This is a genomic window from Streptomyces sp. NPDC001157 (assembly GCF_053598255.1).
Genome location: NZ_JBSFJW010000005.1, coordinates 147,974 through 163,809, shown reverse-complemented (window position 1 = coordinate 163,809; position 15,836 = coordinate 147,974). Strand labels below are relative to the sequence as shown.

Here is a 15,836-nt window from a genome sequence, read left to right as displayed (position 1 = left end):
CCCGCGCCGGGGTGCGGCGGGATGCGGGCCGCCCGCGCGGGTGAAACCACCTGGGCATTCGGGCCGGTGCACCGAGCCCCGTCCAAGTCGGCAGGGCATCGTGGCGGAGTCTCGACACCGGACTTCGTAGGAGGAAAACGCATGCTCGGCACCGACTTCCGCACCGGATCACCCAACTGGATCGACCTCGGTAGCCCCGACACGGACGCGGCCGCCGACTTCTACGGTGCCGTCTTCGGGTGGCAGTTCGTGTCCGCCGGGCCCGACGCGGGCGGGTACGGGTTCTTCCAGAAGGACGGGAAGACCGTCGGCGCCCTCGGGCCGCTGAGCGAGGAGGGCGCCGGTTCGGCCTGGACGACGTACTTCCAGAGCGACGACATCCAGGCCACCGCCCGCGACGTGGTCGCCGGCGGAGGCGCCGTACGCACCGAACCCATGGACGTCATGGGTGAGGGCTGGATGGGCCAGTTCACCGATCCCCAGGGCGCGCAGTTCGCCGTGTGGCAGCCCGCGAGGACGAAGGGCCTGGAGAAGGCCTCGGAGGACAACACGCTGGTGTGGGTGGAACTGCACGTCGGCGACCCGGAGGCGGCGATCCGTTTCTACGCCGGTCTGTTCGGCTGGCGTTCCCAGGAGATGCAGGCACCAGGGATGACGTACCGGGTGCTCAGCATCAAGGACGGCGACCAGCAGGAGGGCTCCTTCGGCGGTGCCGCCCCCCTCCAAGGCGAAGGCGAGGAGACGCGCTGGGTGCCGTATTTCGCGGTGGCCGACGCCGATGTCATCGTGACGAAGGTGCAGGAGAACGGCGGGTCGGTGCTCATGCCTGCCTCGGATGTGCCGGACGTCGGCCGGATCGCCTGGCTGACCGACCCGGGCCAGGCGGTGTTCGCGGTGCTGAAGCCGAACCCGCGACAAGGGTGACAGCTCCTCAAGCGTGCACTGCCGGCGGATCTCGTCCATCGCGCGCACTCTGGTCACCGGGCCGGCCGTTGCCCCCCCAGGTGGTCGGGGAGAGCGGGAGCGCCGCACCTAGTGTCAATGGGTTTGTCAGGATGTATCGGCAAGAAGACAGATGTGTCAGGCCCGCCCGTGCGCCTCCTGCGAGCGTCGCGACAGTGCATCGATGACCACCGCGGCGAAGAGCACCCCGCCCGTGATGACGAACTGGATGGCCGTGGGGGTGTCCGTGATCGCCATGCCGGAGGCGATCGACTGGATGACCAGCATGCCGAGCACCGCGGACCAGGTCGTACCGCGTCCGCCGAACAGACTGGTGCCGCCGATGACGGCTGCCGCGATGGCGTTGAGCAGCAGGACGCCCGATCCCGAGCTCTGGCTGACCGAGGTGATGCGAGAGGCGAGGAACAGGCCGCCGACCGCGGCCATCGTCCCGGAGACCGCGAGCACCGCGGTCTGGATGCCCGTCACATTGAGGCTGGCGCGACGGGCCGCCTCGACGCCGCCGCCCAGTGCGTAGACCTGCCGTCCGTAGTGGGTGTGGCGCAGGACGATGTCGAGGCCGGCCACCACCACGAGGAAGATCAGCAGGGCGAGCGGCAGCCCCTGGAACCGGTTGAGCAGATACGCCGTGGTGAACGCGACCACCGCGAGTCCTCCCGCGCGCACCACGATGTCCCGCAGTGAGCGGTGCGGCATGCCGGCGGCCATGCGGCGGCGCCGGTCCAGGTACGAGATCAGGAAGACGAGGCCCGCGCAGAGCGCCGCCAGGGCGTAAGCGACGGCGTCGTTGGTGAAGTAGTAGCTGGTCAAGTCGGCGACCAGCCCGTTCTCGTCGAGGTTGACCGTGCCGCTGGTGCCGAGGACGTAGAGCATCAGACCGTTCCAGGTGAGCAGCCCCGCCAGCGTGACGACGAAGGCCGGTACCCGGGTCTTGGCGCAGGAGAAGCCCTGGAGGGCTCCCGCCGCAGTGCCCGCCAGCACCGCGAGGACGAGGGCGATCCATTCGGGCACGCCGTTGTTCACGTTCAGCACGGCGAAGATGGCCGCGGCGAAGCCGCTGATCGAGCCCACCGACAAGTCGAGTTCACCCAGCAGCAGCACGAACACGATGCCTACCGCGATCAGGCCGGTGCCGACGATGTCCACGCTGAGATTCGACAGGTTCCGCGGGGAGAGGAAGTTGTCGTTGAGGGACTGGAAGATGATCCAGACCGTGGCCAGAACGAGGACCACGGGCAGCGAGCCCAGTTCGCCGGCGCGGAACCTGCGCCGCAGGAAGTCGGCCCCGTCCTTGAGGGCGAGCGCGACGGTCTCCCGGCCGTGCGGCCCGCGGGCCTCGGCGGCTGTGGCCTCTTCGGCCCGCGTATTGTCGGTCATGCGGGGCATCCCTTTCACCACGCCTCGTGTGTGGCCGGCCGGCGGGGCACGTTCTCCGTGGCACCGGTGATGGAGGAGATGATCTGTTCCTGGGACGCGGTGTTCACGTTGAAGAAGCCGTTGTTGCGGCCGAGCCGCAGCACGGCGGCGCGGTCCGCGAGTGCCTTCACGTCCCCCATGTTGTGGCTGATGAGCAGCACTCCCATGCCGCGGTCGCGCAGCGCGTCGACGAGGTCCAGGACCTCGGTGGTCTGCTCGAAGCCCAGCGCAGCGGTCGGTTCGTCCAGGAGGAGGACGCGGGGGTCGCCGAGGAGCGATCGTGCGATGGCGACCGTCTGGCGCTGACCGCTGGACAGGGAGACCACCGGGGCACGCAGTTCGGGGACGGTCCTGGTGAGGCGTTTGAGCAGCTCGATGGTGCGGCTCTCCATCTCCATCTCGTCGAGGAACCCGAACCGGCGGATCTCCCGGCCGAGGAAGAGATTGCCGACGACGTCGAGGTTCCCGCACAGCGAGAGATCCTGGTAGACGGTGGCGATGCCGAGGTCCCGGGCGTCGTGCGGGCGCCTGATGTGCACCGTGCGGCCCTCCCACTCGATGACGCCCTTGTCCGCGGGGGCGACGCCGGAGATCACCTTGACGAGGGTGGACTTGCCGGCCCCGTTGTCGCCGAGCAGGGCGACCACCTGGCCGGCACGGATCTCCAGCTCGACGTCTTTGAGGACCTCGACGGCACCGAAGCGTTTGCATACGCCGTGCAACGCCAGCAAGGGGGAATCCGGCACTCGGACCATCTCCTTCCCGGGGCTCGGACTCGGTCGAAGCCGGTTGGTCAGGTCAGTCCGGACCTGCTGCAGGCGGCCTCGAGTCGGGGGACGCAGATCTGCCGGACGGTGTAGAAGCCGTCCTTGACCAAGGTGTTCTTGATGTTGGCGACGGTCACGGACACGGGGGTGAGCAGGACGGCCGGGACGGTCTTCCCGCCTCGGGTCGTGACCTTGTCCTTGCCGACCTGATCGAGGGCGCTCCGGCGCGCCGCGGCCACGGCCATGGCGGCCCCGGCGGAGGCCTCGGGGCCGAAGGGCTTGTAGACGGTCATGTACTGATCGCCGGCGACGATGCGCTGCACCGCCCCGAGTTCGGCGTCCTGGCCGGTGACCGGGGGCAACGGCTCGACCTTGTTCGCCTTGAGCGCGGCGATGCTGCCGGCGGCGAGGCCGTCGTTGGCGGAGTAGACCCCCTGGATGTTGGCCACGCCCAGGGCGGCGATGGCGCCGGACATGTTCGTGTTCGCGATCTCCGGCCGCCACTGCAGCGTGTCGTACGCCTTGCCGATCTTCACTCTCCCCGTGAGCACGGACAACGCGCCCCTCTTGAACGACCCTGTATTGGGGTCGCTGGGATCGCCGTTCATCATGACGATCTGGGGCGTGCGGCCGTGGTCGCCCATGGCCTTCAGCAGCGCCCTGCCCTGGAGCCTGCCGACCTCCTCGCCGTCGAAGGAGACGTAGCCCGAGATCGGGCCCTGCGCGAGCCGGTCGTAGGCGATCACCGGGATGTGCGCCTGAGCCGCGTCCTGCACCGAGGGGCGAAGGGATCTGGCGTCCACCGCCACGAGAACGATCGCATCGACGCCCTTGGTGATCATCGAGTCCATCTGCTCCTGCTGGAACGCCACATCGCCCTTGGCATTGGCGTACTCGATCGTGCAGCTCCGGCACAGCTCCATGATGTTCTTCTCGAGCAAGGGCCTGTCCTGTGTCTCCCAGCGGGCCGTGGTGGCATCCGGCAGCAGCAGGGCGATCTTCGGTGTGTTCCCCCCGTCGGAGTCGCTTCCGGTGCCCGACCCGCAGGCCGGTACGGCAACGGCCGTCGAGACCGCGGTCATGACGACGGCCGCGCCCCGTATGCAGGCCTTCATGTGCGAGACCTCCCTCCGAGCACGGGTCGGGTGGTCACGCCGGCATGGAGAGCCAGAAGGACACTGGTCGCTGCCCGCACGCGGCGACACCTGGCCCTCTCACGTGAGCGGCAAGACGACCATGCCGTCAGTGTGGCACCGGCTACGGCGATCTGCGAATGCAGTAGCGGTTTGCTCCAATATGCGATTCTGTTGTGGGGACGCCCGATCTCAGCCGCATCCGCGGCACGGACGGGAGGTAGGTTGCGGACATGCCTGAAGACGGCGGTGCCCGGGCCGGAGTCTCTCAGCTGCGGGCATCCGGAGCCGATACCGCGGACGCGGGCGGCCTGCCCGCGGTGCCCGAGGCGGCAGTGGGCGAGCGGGCTCTGACCTTCGCCGGAGCGGCCGTGGCAGCGGTCTACGTGCCCGCCGGCGACAAGGACGAGATGCGACTGGCGGAGACCGCCCGCTGGGCCGTTTCCGACTACCGGCTGCCCGAGCGTCTGCCCCTGTCGGGGAGCTCACCCGCCGCGCACGCCTTCCGCACCGACCGCCCGCTGTGGCTCACCCCCGCGGAACTGGCCGCATACCCCGAGGGCGCTCCCACTCCGCCGCACACGGAGGCCTCGCTCGGCGCCCTGCCGCTGGAGGCGGACGGCAGCCGGCTCGGCTGCCTCGTCGTCGTGGGGGCCTGTGCGGACGGCTTCGAGGACGAGCAGCGCCGCTTCCTGGAGCGGTACGCCGATGCCGTCGCCGGTCTTCTGCTGGTCGCCGCCGGCCGGTCCCCGCCGTCGCCGCTGCTCGGTCCCGCCCTGCAGAGTCTGCGCGTCGGCTCGTTCGTGCTGGTGCCCGACACCGGCCTGATCGAGGCGGACGACACCCTGCTCGAACTGCTCGGTATCACGCCGGCCGACTTCGACGGCAAGGCGGACACCCTACTGGCGCACGCCCTGCCCGAGGACATGCATGCGCTGGTGTCGGTCCTCGAACCTGCTCCGCAGGCGTTCGGCCGGCGGGAGCTGGAGTTCCGGGTGCGCGGCCCGACGGGGGAGATGCGCTGGCTGAGCCTGAGCTGCCGGGTGGTGGCGGGCACCGACGACCGGCCCGAGCAGGTGCTGGGCGTGGTGACGGCGACCTCCGTGCTGCGCCGCGGCCCCGACGACGTCTCCAGGATCCAGTGGCTGACCGCCGCCCTCGACGACGCCACCACCGTCCGTGACGTCAGCCGTGTCGTGGTCACCGCGCTGCGGGAGCCGCTGGGAGCCGATCGGGTGGCCCTTGCGGAGCTGCAGGGCGACCGGCTCATGGTCACCGTGCTCGATCCGCCGCAGCCTGCCGACTGGCCCGAGGGCTGGCGCGCCGAGTGGCGTACCGAGTGGCCGGACGCACCGGTCAGCGCCCTGCCCACCCTTCAACTGGCCCTGCGCGACGGGCGATTGGACCTGTGGCCGGCCGGTACGGCCTTCGAACCGAACCTCGCGGGCATCGGCGACGGAGGCCTGGCCGTCCTGCCGCTGCCCGCCAAGGGCCGCGTCGCCGGCCTCTGCCTGGTCGGCTGGGACCAGCCGCACGAGTTCGCCCCCGACGAACGGTCCCTGCTGACCGCCACCGCGGCGCTGGTCGGACAGGCCCTCAAACGGGCGCACGAGCACGACGCCGAGCAGGAACTCGCGACGATGCTGCAGCGCAGCCTGCTGCCCCGTCGCCTCCCCGAGCTGCCCGGCGGGACGGCCGTGGCCCGGTATCTGCCCGCCAGACGGGGCCTGCAGGTGGGCGGCGACTGGTACGACGTCATCGCCCTGTCCGAGGACCGGGTGGCCCTGGTCATAGGCGATGTCCAGGGGCACAGTGCCGGAGCCGCGACCATCATGGGCCAGATGCGTACGGCCGTCAGGGCCTACGCGGTGGAGGGCCACCCGCCCGACGTGGTCGTCTCCCACGCCAACCGCCTGCTCGTCGGCATGGAGACCGACCTCTTCGCCACCTGCTGCTACGCCGAACTGGACCTGGAGCAGGGCAACACCCTCTTCGTCCGGGCCGGGCACCTCGCCCCTCTGGTGCGCCATCCCGACGGCAGCACCGAGGAGATCGAGGTCGAGGGGGGACTCCCGCTGGGCATTCTCGAGGAGGCGGAGTTCCCGATGACCTCGGTCGAGCTGGCCCCCGGCACGGTCCTCGCCCTGGTCACCGACGGCCTGGTCGAGGCCGCCGGCCTGCCCCTCGACGAGGGCATGCGCCAGACACGCGGCGCGCTCGCCGCGGCCGACCCGGCGGATCTGGGGCGCATGGCCGACCAACTGCTCGGCGACGTCGGCCGCCGCGAGGACGACGTCGCGGTGCTGCTGCTGCGCTACGACGGCATGGGGACCCGGCCGATCAGGGCCGGCTGGGTGGTGTGGCGGCTGCCCGACGCCGTCATGCACGCCCGCCGCTTCACCGCCCGCACACTGCGCAGCTGGCAGGCCGAGGACGTGGCCGACGCGGTCCTGCTGGTCGTGTCCGAACTCGTCACCAACGCCCTGGTGCACACACAGGGTCCGGTCCGTCTCGACCTCATGCTCCGGGGAGACCGGGTGAGGGTCTGCGTGGGCGACTCCTCGCCCCGTGCCCCCGCCAAGCCGGTGATCGTGGACTGGGAGTCGACCGGCGGCCGGGGCCTGCTCCTGGTCGAGGCGATGTCGGAGATGTTCGGCTCGATGCCGGTGGCCGGTGGCAAACAGGTGTGGAGCGAGATCGCCCTTCCGGGGCGAGCACCGGCGCCCACCGCCTCTGGGCCGGGAACGGAACAAGGGAGCCGGCGGTGAGAACCCGCATGTGGCATGTCGTCGCCGCCGTCGTCGCGGGACTCATGACGATGTCCCAGGCCGCCTGCGGAGGAGACGGCACGGCGGGATCCGACAGCTTCACCGTGGGCCTGCTGCTCCCGAGCCGTTCGGTCCCCCGCTGGGAGCACTCCGACAGACCGCTGATCGAGAAGCGGCTGAAGGAGCTGTGTCCGCGCTGCACCACGGAGTACGCCAACGCCGAGAACGACGCGGACCGACAGCGCCAACAGCTGACCTCCATGATCACCAAGGGGGTCAAGGTCCTGATCCTCGACGCCGCCGACGCGAGGGCGCTCCGCTCCTCCATCGTCGAGGCCCGCCGGGCGGACGTAGCGGTCGTCGCCTACGACCGGCTGGCGGAGGGCCCGGTCTCGGGCTACGTCAGCTTCGACGGAGCCCAGGTCGGCAGGCTCCAGGGCGAGGCGCTGCTGAAGGCCATGGACGGCCGGGCGAGGAGCAGGCAGGTCGTCATGCTGAACGGCGATCCCACCAGCCCCAACGCGGCCTGGTTCAGAAAGGGCGCCCTGTCCGTCCTGGCGGGCAAGGTCCGCATCGGCAGGTCGTACGCCATCCAGGGCTGGAGCACGGACGACGCCCACGCCCAGATGTCCGCCGCCGTCGCGGCCCTGGGCCCGGACCGGATCGGCGGGGTCCTGGCGGCCAACGACGCGATCGCCGCCGGTGCCATCTCCGCACTCAAGCGCGCGGGCGTCGGGCGGCTTCCCCCGGTCACCGGTCAGGACGCCGACCTCGACGCCGTCCGGCGCATCGTCGTGGGCGAGCAGTACATGACGGTGTACAAACCGTTCCGGGCGGAGGCGGACGCGGCCGCCGCCATGGCCGTCGCGCTGGGGCGTGGCGAGGATCCCCGCAACGTCGCCACCACGACGACCGACAGCCCCACCACCAGCCGTATCCCGGCCGTGCTGCTCACCCCTAGGGCCGTCACCGTCCACACCATCGAGCAGACCCTCGTCAAGGACGGCGTGTACACCATCGACGAGATCTGCACCCGCGCGCTCCGGGCCGCCTGCCAGAAAGCCGGACTCGGGCGGTAGTCGCCGTCAAAGGGGCGGGCACGGTCAGGGCGTCATGCCGACGTTGATCTCGTTGCCGATCTGCACCGTAGTACTCGGCGCCCAGGTCGAGTGCCCGCTGGGCCGTCGAGACGTCCGCGCCACGCATGCTGAGCGAGCCCGCGGCGGAGGCGCTCGTCGGCGTGGTGAGCATGGCCGCCGGGAGCGCGGCGGCCACTGCGGCGCCCATCGGCCGAGCAGAGCGTGACCGCTCACCGTGTGCTGCAGACCGTCCTCGGTGCCGCAGCCGTGCCGGGCTGTGCGTCCTGCACCGCCTGTATGCCCTTGAGGAGGCCCGGGATGTCGGGGTCCTGGTCGGGGGCTGCGGCCCTTGCCAGGGTCAGCAGGACGGCTTCGTAGAAGGCGTCCCGCACGGCGGGGGCCATGACGTCGGAGGCGTCCAGACAGCGCGGGCCGTGACCGGTGAGCCGTTTCGCGATCTCGTCCTCGACCTGACCGCCCTGGGGGTGTACCTGGCGATTGGCCGAGAAGACGTGCGCCACCTCGGCCCATTGCTGCTGGCCCTCCTTGGAGGCCAGCCGCTCGATCAGATCCTTGGCCTGGCGGCGGTCGCTGAACAGGGCGGCGAAGTCACCGGTCACCTCATGGCCCCGGACCTGATCCGGGCCCCCTGGCAGCAGCGGAGCGGAGTCCATCAGCTCCGCGCGCTTCGCGTCGGTCTCTCCGTAGAAGGAGCGGGCGAAGGAGCCCTGGTGCTCCAGGGTGCATCCGCGCCGGCCACCGAACAGCAGCCCATGGCGGCGCGGGGCGCCGCGGTGATCGGTGAGCAGGGCCTGCGCGGCCGCCGCCCTGTCCTTCTGGAACGGGCGGGCCCATGCCTCCCAGGCGTTGCGCACCGCAGCACTGGTCCACCACTTTTCCTTCCTGTTCCTGCCCAGCGCCCACTTTCCGTAGATGCCCGGGCCCTCCCGCTGCAGCACCAGGTCCTCGATCCAGTCGGTGCCGGGCCAGCCGGAGGCGCCGTCGTCCCCCATGCCGACGCACCAACTCTTCAGCGGCGCCGGGTGGTCGGCGGGCCGGTGGCCCTGTCGGTACCAGACGATGCTCTTCAGGTCCGCCTTGACCGGAACCCAGTACACGTCTCGGGAGGTGCCGCTCGCCGCACTCCACGGCTCGCCGTATTGCCGAGGGTCGTAGAGGTCGTTGAGCCGCTTGAGGCGGTGCTGGTCCGCGTACTCGGCGAGTTCACCGATACCCGGCATGATCACGATGTCCGGGGGTTCCCCCGACTGCACCTTGGAGAGCAGCACCTCGCGCTGGGCCGCGGTGCCCTGATAGCGGAAGGGAATGCCGAGACTCTGCAGCACCTCCTTGAACTGCTTCTCCTGGGTGCCGGTCCACGTCCCGAGGATGGTCACCGGCTGCTGGTCGTCCTGTTCCGCCCACACCACCACGATGCCGGTGGCAGCGGTCAGCAGCAGTACCACGACGAACACCAGCACCTTGAACCGCCGGGTCACCGTCGCCTCCAGTAGTCGCTGTCGAGCCGGAGCACGAGACCTGTCGCGGGCAGGAGGACGACCAGCAGTCCGCCGATCAGGGTGCCCCGGTACACCCTGTCCGTCCAGGCGTCATCGGCCAGTTCCCGCCGGACCGACTCGGACTTCTCCGTGACCGTTTGCTGCACGCCGTCCAGCTCGTCGCCGCGGCTGTTGTGACGGGAGACCCCGGTGATCGTCTGCAGGTCGCTGAACGCGTTGTCGAGATCGTCCTCGGTGGCGGAGGTCGTCAGCAGCGGGACGACCGCGAGCAGCACCGTGAGCACGAAGCCTGCGAGCAGGTACGGATTCCAGTCTCGGCCGCAGCGGTCGCGCAGCACGAACAGCGCGGACATCAAGGTCAACGCCAGGGCTGCCAGGGCGAGTTCGGCGACCCACCAGCCGCTGCGCTGCACCCACCCCATGGCGGCGGTGGCTTCGGCGTGCTCCATCTGGACCTGCTGCAGTCGGTCCAGCCGGGGCACGAGTCCCACGCCCGGGCGGGTGAGCAGCGACCTCGCCTCCCTCAGCTTCTGCTCCTGCATGTAGTACTGGTCCTGGTACAGGGACGTGCCGAGGTTGAGGGAGTTGCCGTAGGTCGCGAGCAGACCGTTGACGGTGCCGAGGTCCTGGTCCGTCCGATCCGCGATCCGGGACAGGCTCTGGTCGGCGGCGGAGAGCTGGGACCGGTAGGTCTCGCCGGAGCCCGCGACGCGGATGAGGTTCTTGTGCAACAGGACTTCGGTCTCCCACTGGGCACGCAACACCGCGAGCCGGGCGGCGGCAAGCCCCTGGACGGCCGGCGCCTCCCGGGACGAGAGCGCCTCGGCGCCGCGCTGGGTCTGGTGGTAGGAGAGGAGCAGGGAGCCCACCGCCACCGTCGCGCACATCGTGAGGGCCAGCAGGTGCACCTCGAGCAGCCGGCGGGTCCGCCAGGGGCTCAGGCGCCCCCGCCAGAAGGCGGCAAGGGAGTAGCCGCGAGGGGAGGTGGCGAGTCCGGCCGTCACAGCAGCTCCTTCCCGCAGACGATGCAGTAACGGGCCTCGCTCCCGGCCGGGGTGGAGCAGTGTCTGCAGCGCGGGCCCGGACGCGGGAAGACGGTGTCGGTCAGGGTTCCGCCGGGATAGGACCCGGCGCGCAGGATCATCGGGCGGAGGGCACCGGAGTCGACGGCGTTCGGCAGCCGGACCCGCCCAGCCCCGGCGTCCTCGATGTCGGCGACTTCGCGGATCTCGTCCAGCACCCAGTCCGCGTCGAACTTCTCAGCCATGCCTGCGGCCTGCCCCAAGCAGCGTTCGGCGACCTCCCGTCGGCCTTTCTGGAGAGCTTCGAGCCCCTCCCGCAGGGCATTGCGCATGACGGCGGTGCCGGTCAGGAAGCGCACGCTGTCGGCGCCCGCCGAGGCGTGCGCCGGTGCCGGTCCGGGGCGGTGCCAGCGGGCGACGACGGGCGCGTGGACATCGCCGATGGAGACCATGGCGAACTGCAGGTCGGTCTCCAGCGGGTCGGCGTCGGCGTCGGCGACGAGAGTGAGCAGATAGTCGCGCCTGCCCTGCTCCTGCCACTGGTAGGTCGGGAAGCTCCAGTGGTGCGGCCGGTCGGGCTGCGGCAGTGCGCCCAGGCGGCGCGGCCTGGGAGCCTTCTCGCTGAGCGAGACCTGGCGCACGGAGGGCCGCACGGTCACCTCGATCGGCAGTTGCGGGGTGTGCACCCGGCGCAGCCGCTCGATGGCGCCCGTGATCGCCCCGCCGAGCCCCTCGTTCACGAACTCGGCGGTACCGTGCAGCCGCTCGGCGAGGGCCAGCAGCGGGTCGGCGTTCCAGTCCGTCCCCACGGCGAACACATCGCAGGTGAACTGCCCGGCGCAGGCTGCCAGTTCCTCCTCCAGCCGGGTCTCGCCCGGGGCGCTGCTGCCGTCGGTGATCAGCACCAGATGGCGTACGGACAGCGGGCGGCCGGTGAGCAGGGCACGTGCACCGGCCGCCCAGACGGCGTACCCGGCGGGCCGCGGACCGTCCTTGTGCAGCGGGAGCGCGCCCGCGGCGAAGACGGCCCGGCGCTTGTGGGCGTCGTCGGCCACGGCCCACTCGGCATCGCCCCGCGGATAGCTCCGCACCGGCTCGGGGCCGCTGCCCAGCACGGTGAAGGAGATGCCGTCGGGCAGGGCGCGCAGTGCGGCCGGCAGCGCGTGCCGTACGGTCGGCCGGTTGGCCTCGGCGACGTCCACCGCGATGATCACGGCGAGTTCCACCGCGGGCAGGTCGACGGGAGCGCTGTCGGCGGCCACGTCGACCTGCAGATGTGCTTCGATCTTCGCGCTGCGGTGCGGGCGCAGGTCCCCGTCGAGCTCGACGCGCAGCTGGATCTCCGGCTGCGGCGGCAGGGTGTGGCTGCTCATGCCGTACGTCACCGCTCCTTCCCCTTCGTCGCCGTTCGGGCTGTCGTCGCTGTACGGCCGGCCCGTCAGAACACGGTCTGCGGCCGTATCGCGTGCAGCAGGTCCACAAGGTGCTCATGGGCGGCGGCCGACTCCCGGTTGCGTGCGGCCAGTTGCCGGTAGTGCGACTCCAACTGTCTGCGCAGCTCGCGTTCCGCCGCGCTCATGCGTCTCAGGCTCCGGACGTACAGCCGTCCTGCGTCCCCTTCCACGGGGCCGGGACGGTCGCCGAGGCTGCGGAGGGCGTCCAGTTTCCATTCGTGCAGTTCGGTGCTCAGGCGCAGCGCCTCGTCCTCGGACAGGCTCGGCTCACCGGCGCCCGGTGTCTGGTGCACAAGACCGGCCAGTTCGGCCAGCGCCGCGTCGATGTCGGTCGGCTCGGCGAGCGAAGCGAGATGGGGGTCCCCCCGGACGAAGTCCGGGGGAGGGGCGCCCTCTCCTGGCAGCCGGGCGGCGCGGATGCGCAGGGAGGCGATCCGGGCGACGGTGTGGTCCAGGGTGCCGGGGCGGACCCGGCCGAGCACGTCGAGGGCCGCCCGGCGGTCGCCCGCACGCAGCGCGAGGCGGGCCAGGCCGAGGGCGGCGCCGCCGTGCGCGGGGTTGCGGGCGAACACGGCCTCGTACAGTTCCTTGGCGGTGGGCCCGGCCCGGTCGTCGCCGAGCCGCTCCCCGCAGTAGGCGAGGGCCAGTTTGGGCGCGTACTCGCCGGGCAGCTCGAGATGGACCTGGGCGAAGTGGGTCCTGGCCTCGGCGACCTGCCGCGGGTCGTCGTGCAGACCGGCGCTGCGCAGTGCGAGCAGCGCGCGGTGCCACTCCAGCCGCCACCGGCGCACGGCCGAGGGCCCGGGGATGGAGTCGGCGGTGTCGAGCTCCAGTTGCGCCCGCTCCAGGTCGTCCTCCGTGTTCCGGTCCAGCAGGACGCGCACGTTGTGCAGACAGATCTCCACCGAGCGCGGCTCCTCGTCCTCCTGGTCGAGGAGTCGGCCCGGGTCGTAGCCGCTGCTCACCTCGAACCGTGCGGTCTGCGGATCGCCGGGATAACGACGCGGCACGGGCAGACAGCGGGCGATCTCGGCGGGGGTGGGGGCGCCCAGGTCGAGGGCGGGGGCCACGGGCGGTTCGTAGCGGAAGCGGCGGGGGCGCTCCAGCCAGTGCTCGATGCCCGGGACCGTGCCGAGGCGGGCACCGAGCAGGTGTGGGGACGGGCGGAAGTAGTCGGAGGGCTCGGGCGGGTCGGTCTTGCCGCGCAGCGCACGGATCTCCCGCAGCGCGCCCCGCAGTTGGCCGGCCATCTCCCGGGCGTCGGCGAACCGCTGGCCCGGGGCCGGCCGCACGGCGCGCTCGACGACCTTCCAGAAGGAGGCGGTGCCGAGACCGGGCACCTGGTCGACGGCCCAGCCGCCCAGTTCCCGCAGGGTGACGCCGACGGTGTGCAGGTCGTGGGCGACGGTGGGGCCCGGCGAGAACGCGGTCTCGGGTGCCATGTACGGGGGTGTGACATGGGCAGGGGGCAGGCTCTGGCCGTGTTCGCGCATGCCGCCGAGATCGATGACCTTGACGCCGTCCTCGTGGTGCACGACGTTCGAGGGCTTCATGTCCCCGTACACGAAGACCCGTTCGCGGCCGGCATGCAGATGGACGAAGGCCTCCAGGATCTGGCACCCGTACGTGGCCACATGCTCGATGTCGAGGACCGTCTCACCGCGCCGGGTCTCCTCGACGAGCTTCTCGAGGGTGCCGTCGCCGACGTCGTCCATGACGATGTAGCCGCCGGTGACCTGGCCGTCGGCGTCGCTGCGGGCGACGAAGTCGCGGATCTGGACGATGCGCGGGTGGCGGATCGCGACGAGGTTCTGGCGTTCCACGTCGGCGAGCCGGGCACCGTCGTGCTCGTACCGGTTGAGCAGTCCCTTGACGGCGACGACGTCACCGAGATGGGTGTCCTCGGCCAGGTAGACCCAGCCCTGGCCGCCGTGCGCGATGGGCCCCATGATGCGGTACTGGTCGCGCAGCGTGGCGCCCTCGGCGAGTTCGGGACGGTACGAGTAGGGCTTGCCGCAGACCGGGCAGTGCCCCTCGGTCGGCACCGGGCCCTCGGTGTAGGGCGGGGCGAAGGTGATGCCGCATTCGGCGGACGAGCACGCCATGGTGATGCGCAGCGGTGCTTCCGGGTCGATGAGGCGTTCCTCGGGGGGCCGTGGCACGCGCTGGGGCAGTGCGAGGAGCTCGCGGGGCCCCAGGTCCTGCGGGTTCTCGGGCAGCGCGGGCAGTGCGGGGGCGTCCTCGGCACGGCCGCAGTCGGAGCAGTAGCCGGTGGGCAGCACGGTGCCGCCGCAGGGGGCTCCGTTGAAACGCCGGTGCGGGCAGGCCGTCATCCCTGGCCTCCGTGGTGCCGAAGGTCGGCACGCACGGTCTTGAGCAGCCCGCGCAGCCGGGACAGCTGCTGCTGTGGTTCCGTGAGGCCTTCGATGAGGCGGAGTTCGTGGCGCCGCCGGTCGGCAGTCTCGGTGGCGCGGCTGAGGGAGGCGCTGTCGACGACACCCCAGCGGAGGGCGCGGCCGAACTCCTCGGTCTGCAGACGGGTGACCAGCGCGTCCGCATGGGCGAGCAGTGCGGGCCGCAGGAGTCGGTCGCGAGCCGCGTTCCAGCCGGTGCCGCCCTCTTGGCGGAAGACGAGCAGCAGCCGGACGCCGAGGACCCGTAATCGGACGAGGAGTTCGATCAGCGGGCCAGGCTCCGGTTCTTCGTCGAGGCCGTCGACGAGGACCGTGACCGGGCGGACGGGCGCGCGGTCGGCCGCCCGCCCGGGCTGCGGCTTGCGGCCGAGCAGCCAGTACCAGTACGCCAGGTACTCGCCGGTCGGGACGGTGATCCTGTCCAGGGCGTGGTCGGCGAGGTCCGGCCTGCTGGCGCCGCCGCGATGGACGACGTCGGCGCGGTGCAGCAGGTGGCGCAGCGAGCGGTCCTTGCCGCTGCCCGGGGTCACCACAGTGATCTTCACCGGGTCCTCGTCCGGGTCCTCGAACCACCGTATCGACCGCTCCTCGAAGTCGCGGTCCCATGCGGACGGGCGGCTCAACTCATCGACGAGCGACGAGAGTTCGGCGATGCGCTCGACGGGGATCAGATAGGAGAAGGCGAGCCGGTTCTTCTCGGGCAGCACCTCGTTCATGTCGCCGCGCCAGCTGACGACGAGGCCGACCACGCGCACGGGAGGCCCTTCGCGCGGCCCGGTGCACACGCCGGCGCCGCTGAAGCCCCGGCGGACCACCTCCGCCTTGGTGACGGCGTCGAGTTGCACCAGATCGCCGCTGGCCCCGCTGATCCGGCCCCACAGGCTCATGCCGTCGTCGAAGCCCACCGCGTAGCCGGTCGCATGCACCTCCATGCCGCCGTACAGTGCGCGCTCCAGTGGGGCGGGGCGCGCCCGCGGGCGGGGACTGTCCAGACGCAGCACGGCGACGTCCTCGCCGCTCCCGCGGTCCGGCAGCCAGCCGCCGGGCAGGACGCGTGCGGCCACCGGTTCCAGGTCGCTGTTCTCCGCGAACTCCAGCCACATGACGGCGTCCGGGCGGTCCACCACATGCGCGCAGGTCAGCGCCGTGTGCTGATCGACGAGCACACCGGCGCCACAGATGGGTCCCTGAGCGCCCTCGCGCCGCAGCCTGAGCCTCCAGTCCGCACGCAGTTCCCCCATGGCGTCTCAGACTACGCTCGGAGCATGCTGCGTCCCTAGACTTGTGACCAGCTTCGATC

11 protein-coding genes are annotated in these 15,836 nt (G+C 71.3%); 3 read left to right on the top strand and 8 right to left on the bottom strand.

Translation table 11 applies throughout. From position 1 onward, the window contains the following. Positions 1-141: 141 nt before the first annotated feature. A complete protein-coding gene (locus ACWDAG_RS11245; protein WP_450695330.1) occupies positions 142-924 on the top strand; it encodes a VOC family protein in 783 nt (260 codons plus the stop codon). Between the two features lie 156 nt (positions 925-1,080). On the opposite strand, the gene ACWDAG_RS11240 is transcribed toward ACWDAG_RS11245, so the two are convergent. From ACWDAG_RS11240 to ACWDAG_RS11230, 3 genes are read right to left on the bottom strand one after another with little or no spacing between them, the layout of a single operon-like run. Further along, positions 1,081-2,349, bottom strand: coding sequence for a sugar ABC transporter permease (locus tag ACWDAG_RS11240; protein WP_450695329.1), 1,269 nt, complete (start codon positions 2,347-2,349; stop codon positions 1,081-1,083). 5 nt (positions 2,350-2,354) lie between these two features. Beyond that, complete coding sequence (locus ACWDAG_RS11235) at positions 2,355-3,134, bottom strand: ATP-binding cassette domain-containing protein (RefSeq protein ID WP_450695328.1); 780 nt, start codon at positions 3,132-3,134, stop codon at positions 2,355-2,357. 38 nt (positions 3,135-3,172) lie between these two features. After that, positions 3,173-4,261, bottom strand: coding sequence for a substrate-binding domain-containing protein (locus tag ACWDAG_RS11230; RefSeq protein ID WP_450695327.1), 1,089 nt, complete (start codon positions 4,259-4,261; stop codon positions 3,173-3,175). A gap of 251 nt (positions 4,262-4,512) precedes the next feature. Here ACWDAG_RS11230 and ACWDAG_RS11225 point away from each other — a divergent pair, with 251 nt between their 5' ends. Then, entirely contained in the window at positions 4,513-7,047 is a 2,535-nt protein-coding gene (locus ACWDAG_RS11225; protein ID WP_450695326.1) for a SpoIIE family protein phosphatase, read from the top strand. Beyond that, positions 7,044-8,126 (top strand): sugar ABC transporter substrate-binding protein, encoded by a 1,083-nt coding sequence (locus ACWDAG_RS11220; RefSeq protein WP_450695325.1) that lies wholly within the window; start codon positions 7,044-7,046, stop codon positions 8,124-8,126. Before ACWDAG_RS11225 ends, ACWDAG_RS11220 begins: the two co-directional genes overlap by 4 nt. A 230-nt stretch (positions 8,127-8,356) precedes the next feature. On the opposite strand, the gene ACWDAG_RS11215 is transcribed toward ACWDAG_RS11220, so the two are convergent. From ACWDAG_RS11215 to ACWDAG_RS11195, 5 genes are all read right to left on the bottom strand, one after another. Continuing rightward, positions 8,357-9,625, bottom strand: coding sequence for a carbohydrate ABC transporter substrate-binding protein (locus ACWDAG_RS11215; protein WP_450695324.1), 1,269 nt, complete (start codon positions 9,623-9,625; stop codon positions 8,357-8,359). Beyond that, complete coding sequence (locus ACWDAG_RS11210) at positions 9,622-10,650, bottom strand: hypothetical protein (protein ID WP_450695323.1); 1,029 nt, start codon at positions 10,648-10,650, stop codon at positions 9,622-9,624. The genes ACWDAG_RS11215 and ACWDAG_RS11210 overlap by 4 nt, the downstream gene beginning before the upstream one ends. Further along, positions 10,647-12,041: a vWA domain-containing protein gene (locus tag ACWDAG_RS11205; RefSeq protein ID WP_450695322.1), complete on the bottom strand. Its 1,395-nt coding sequence runs from the start codon at positions 12,039-12,041 to the stop codon at positions 10,647-10,649. The genes ACWDAG_RS11210 and ACWDAG_RS11205 overlap by 4 nt, the downstream gene beginning before the upstream one ends. A gap of 65 nt (positions 12,042-12,106) precedes the next feature. Further along, positions 12,107-14,455 carry a tetratricopeptide repeat protein gene (locus tag ACWDAG_RS11200; RefSeq protein WP_450695321.1) on the bottom strand — a complete coding sequence of 783 codons (2,349 nt, stop codon included), beginning with the start codon at positions 14,453-14,455 and terminating at the stop codon, positions 12,107-12,109. After that, complete coding sequence (locus tag ACWDAG_RS11195) at positions 14,452-15,777, bottom strand: S1 family peptidase (RefSeq protein WP_450695320.1); 1,326 nt, start codon at positions 15,775-15,777, stop codon at positions 14,452-14,454. Before ACWDAG_RS11195 ends, ACWDAG_RS11200 begins: the two co-directional genes overlap by 4 nt. Positions 15,778-15,836: the final 59 nt, after the last annotated feature.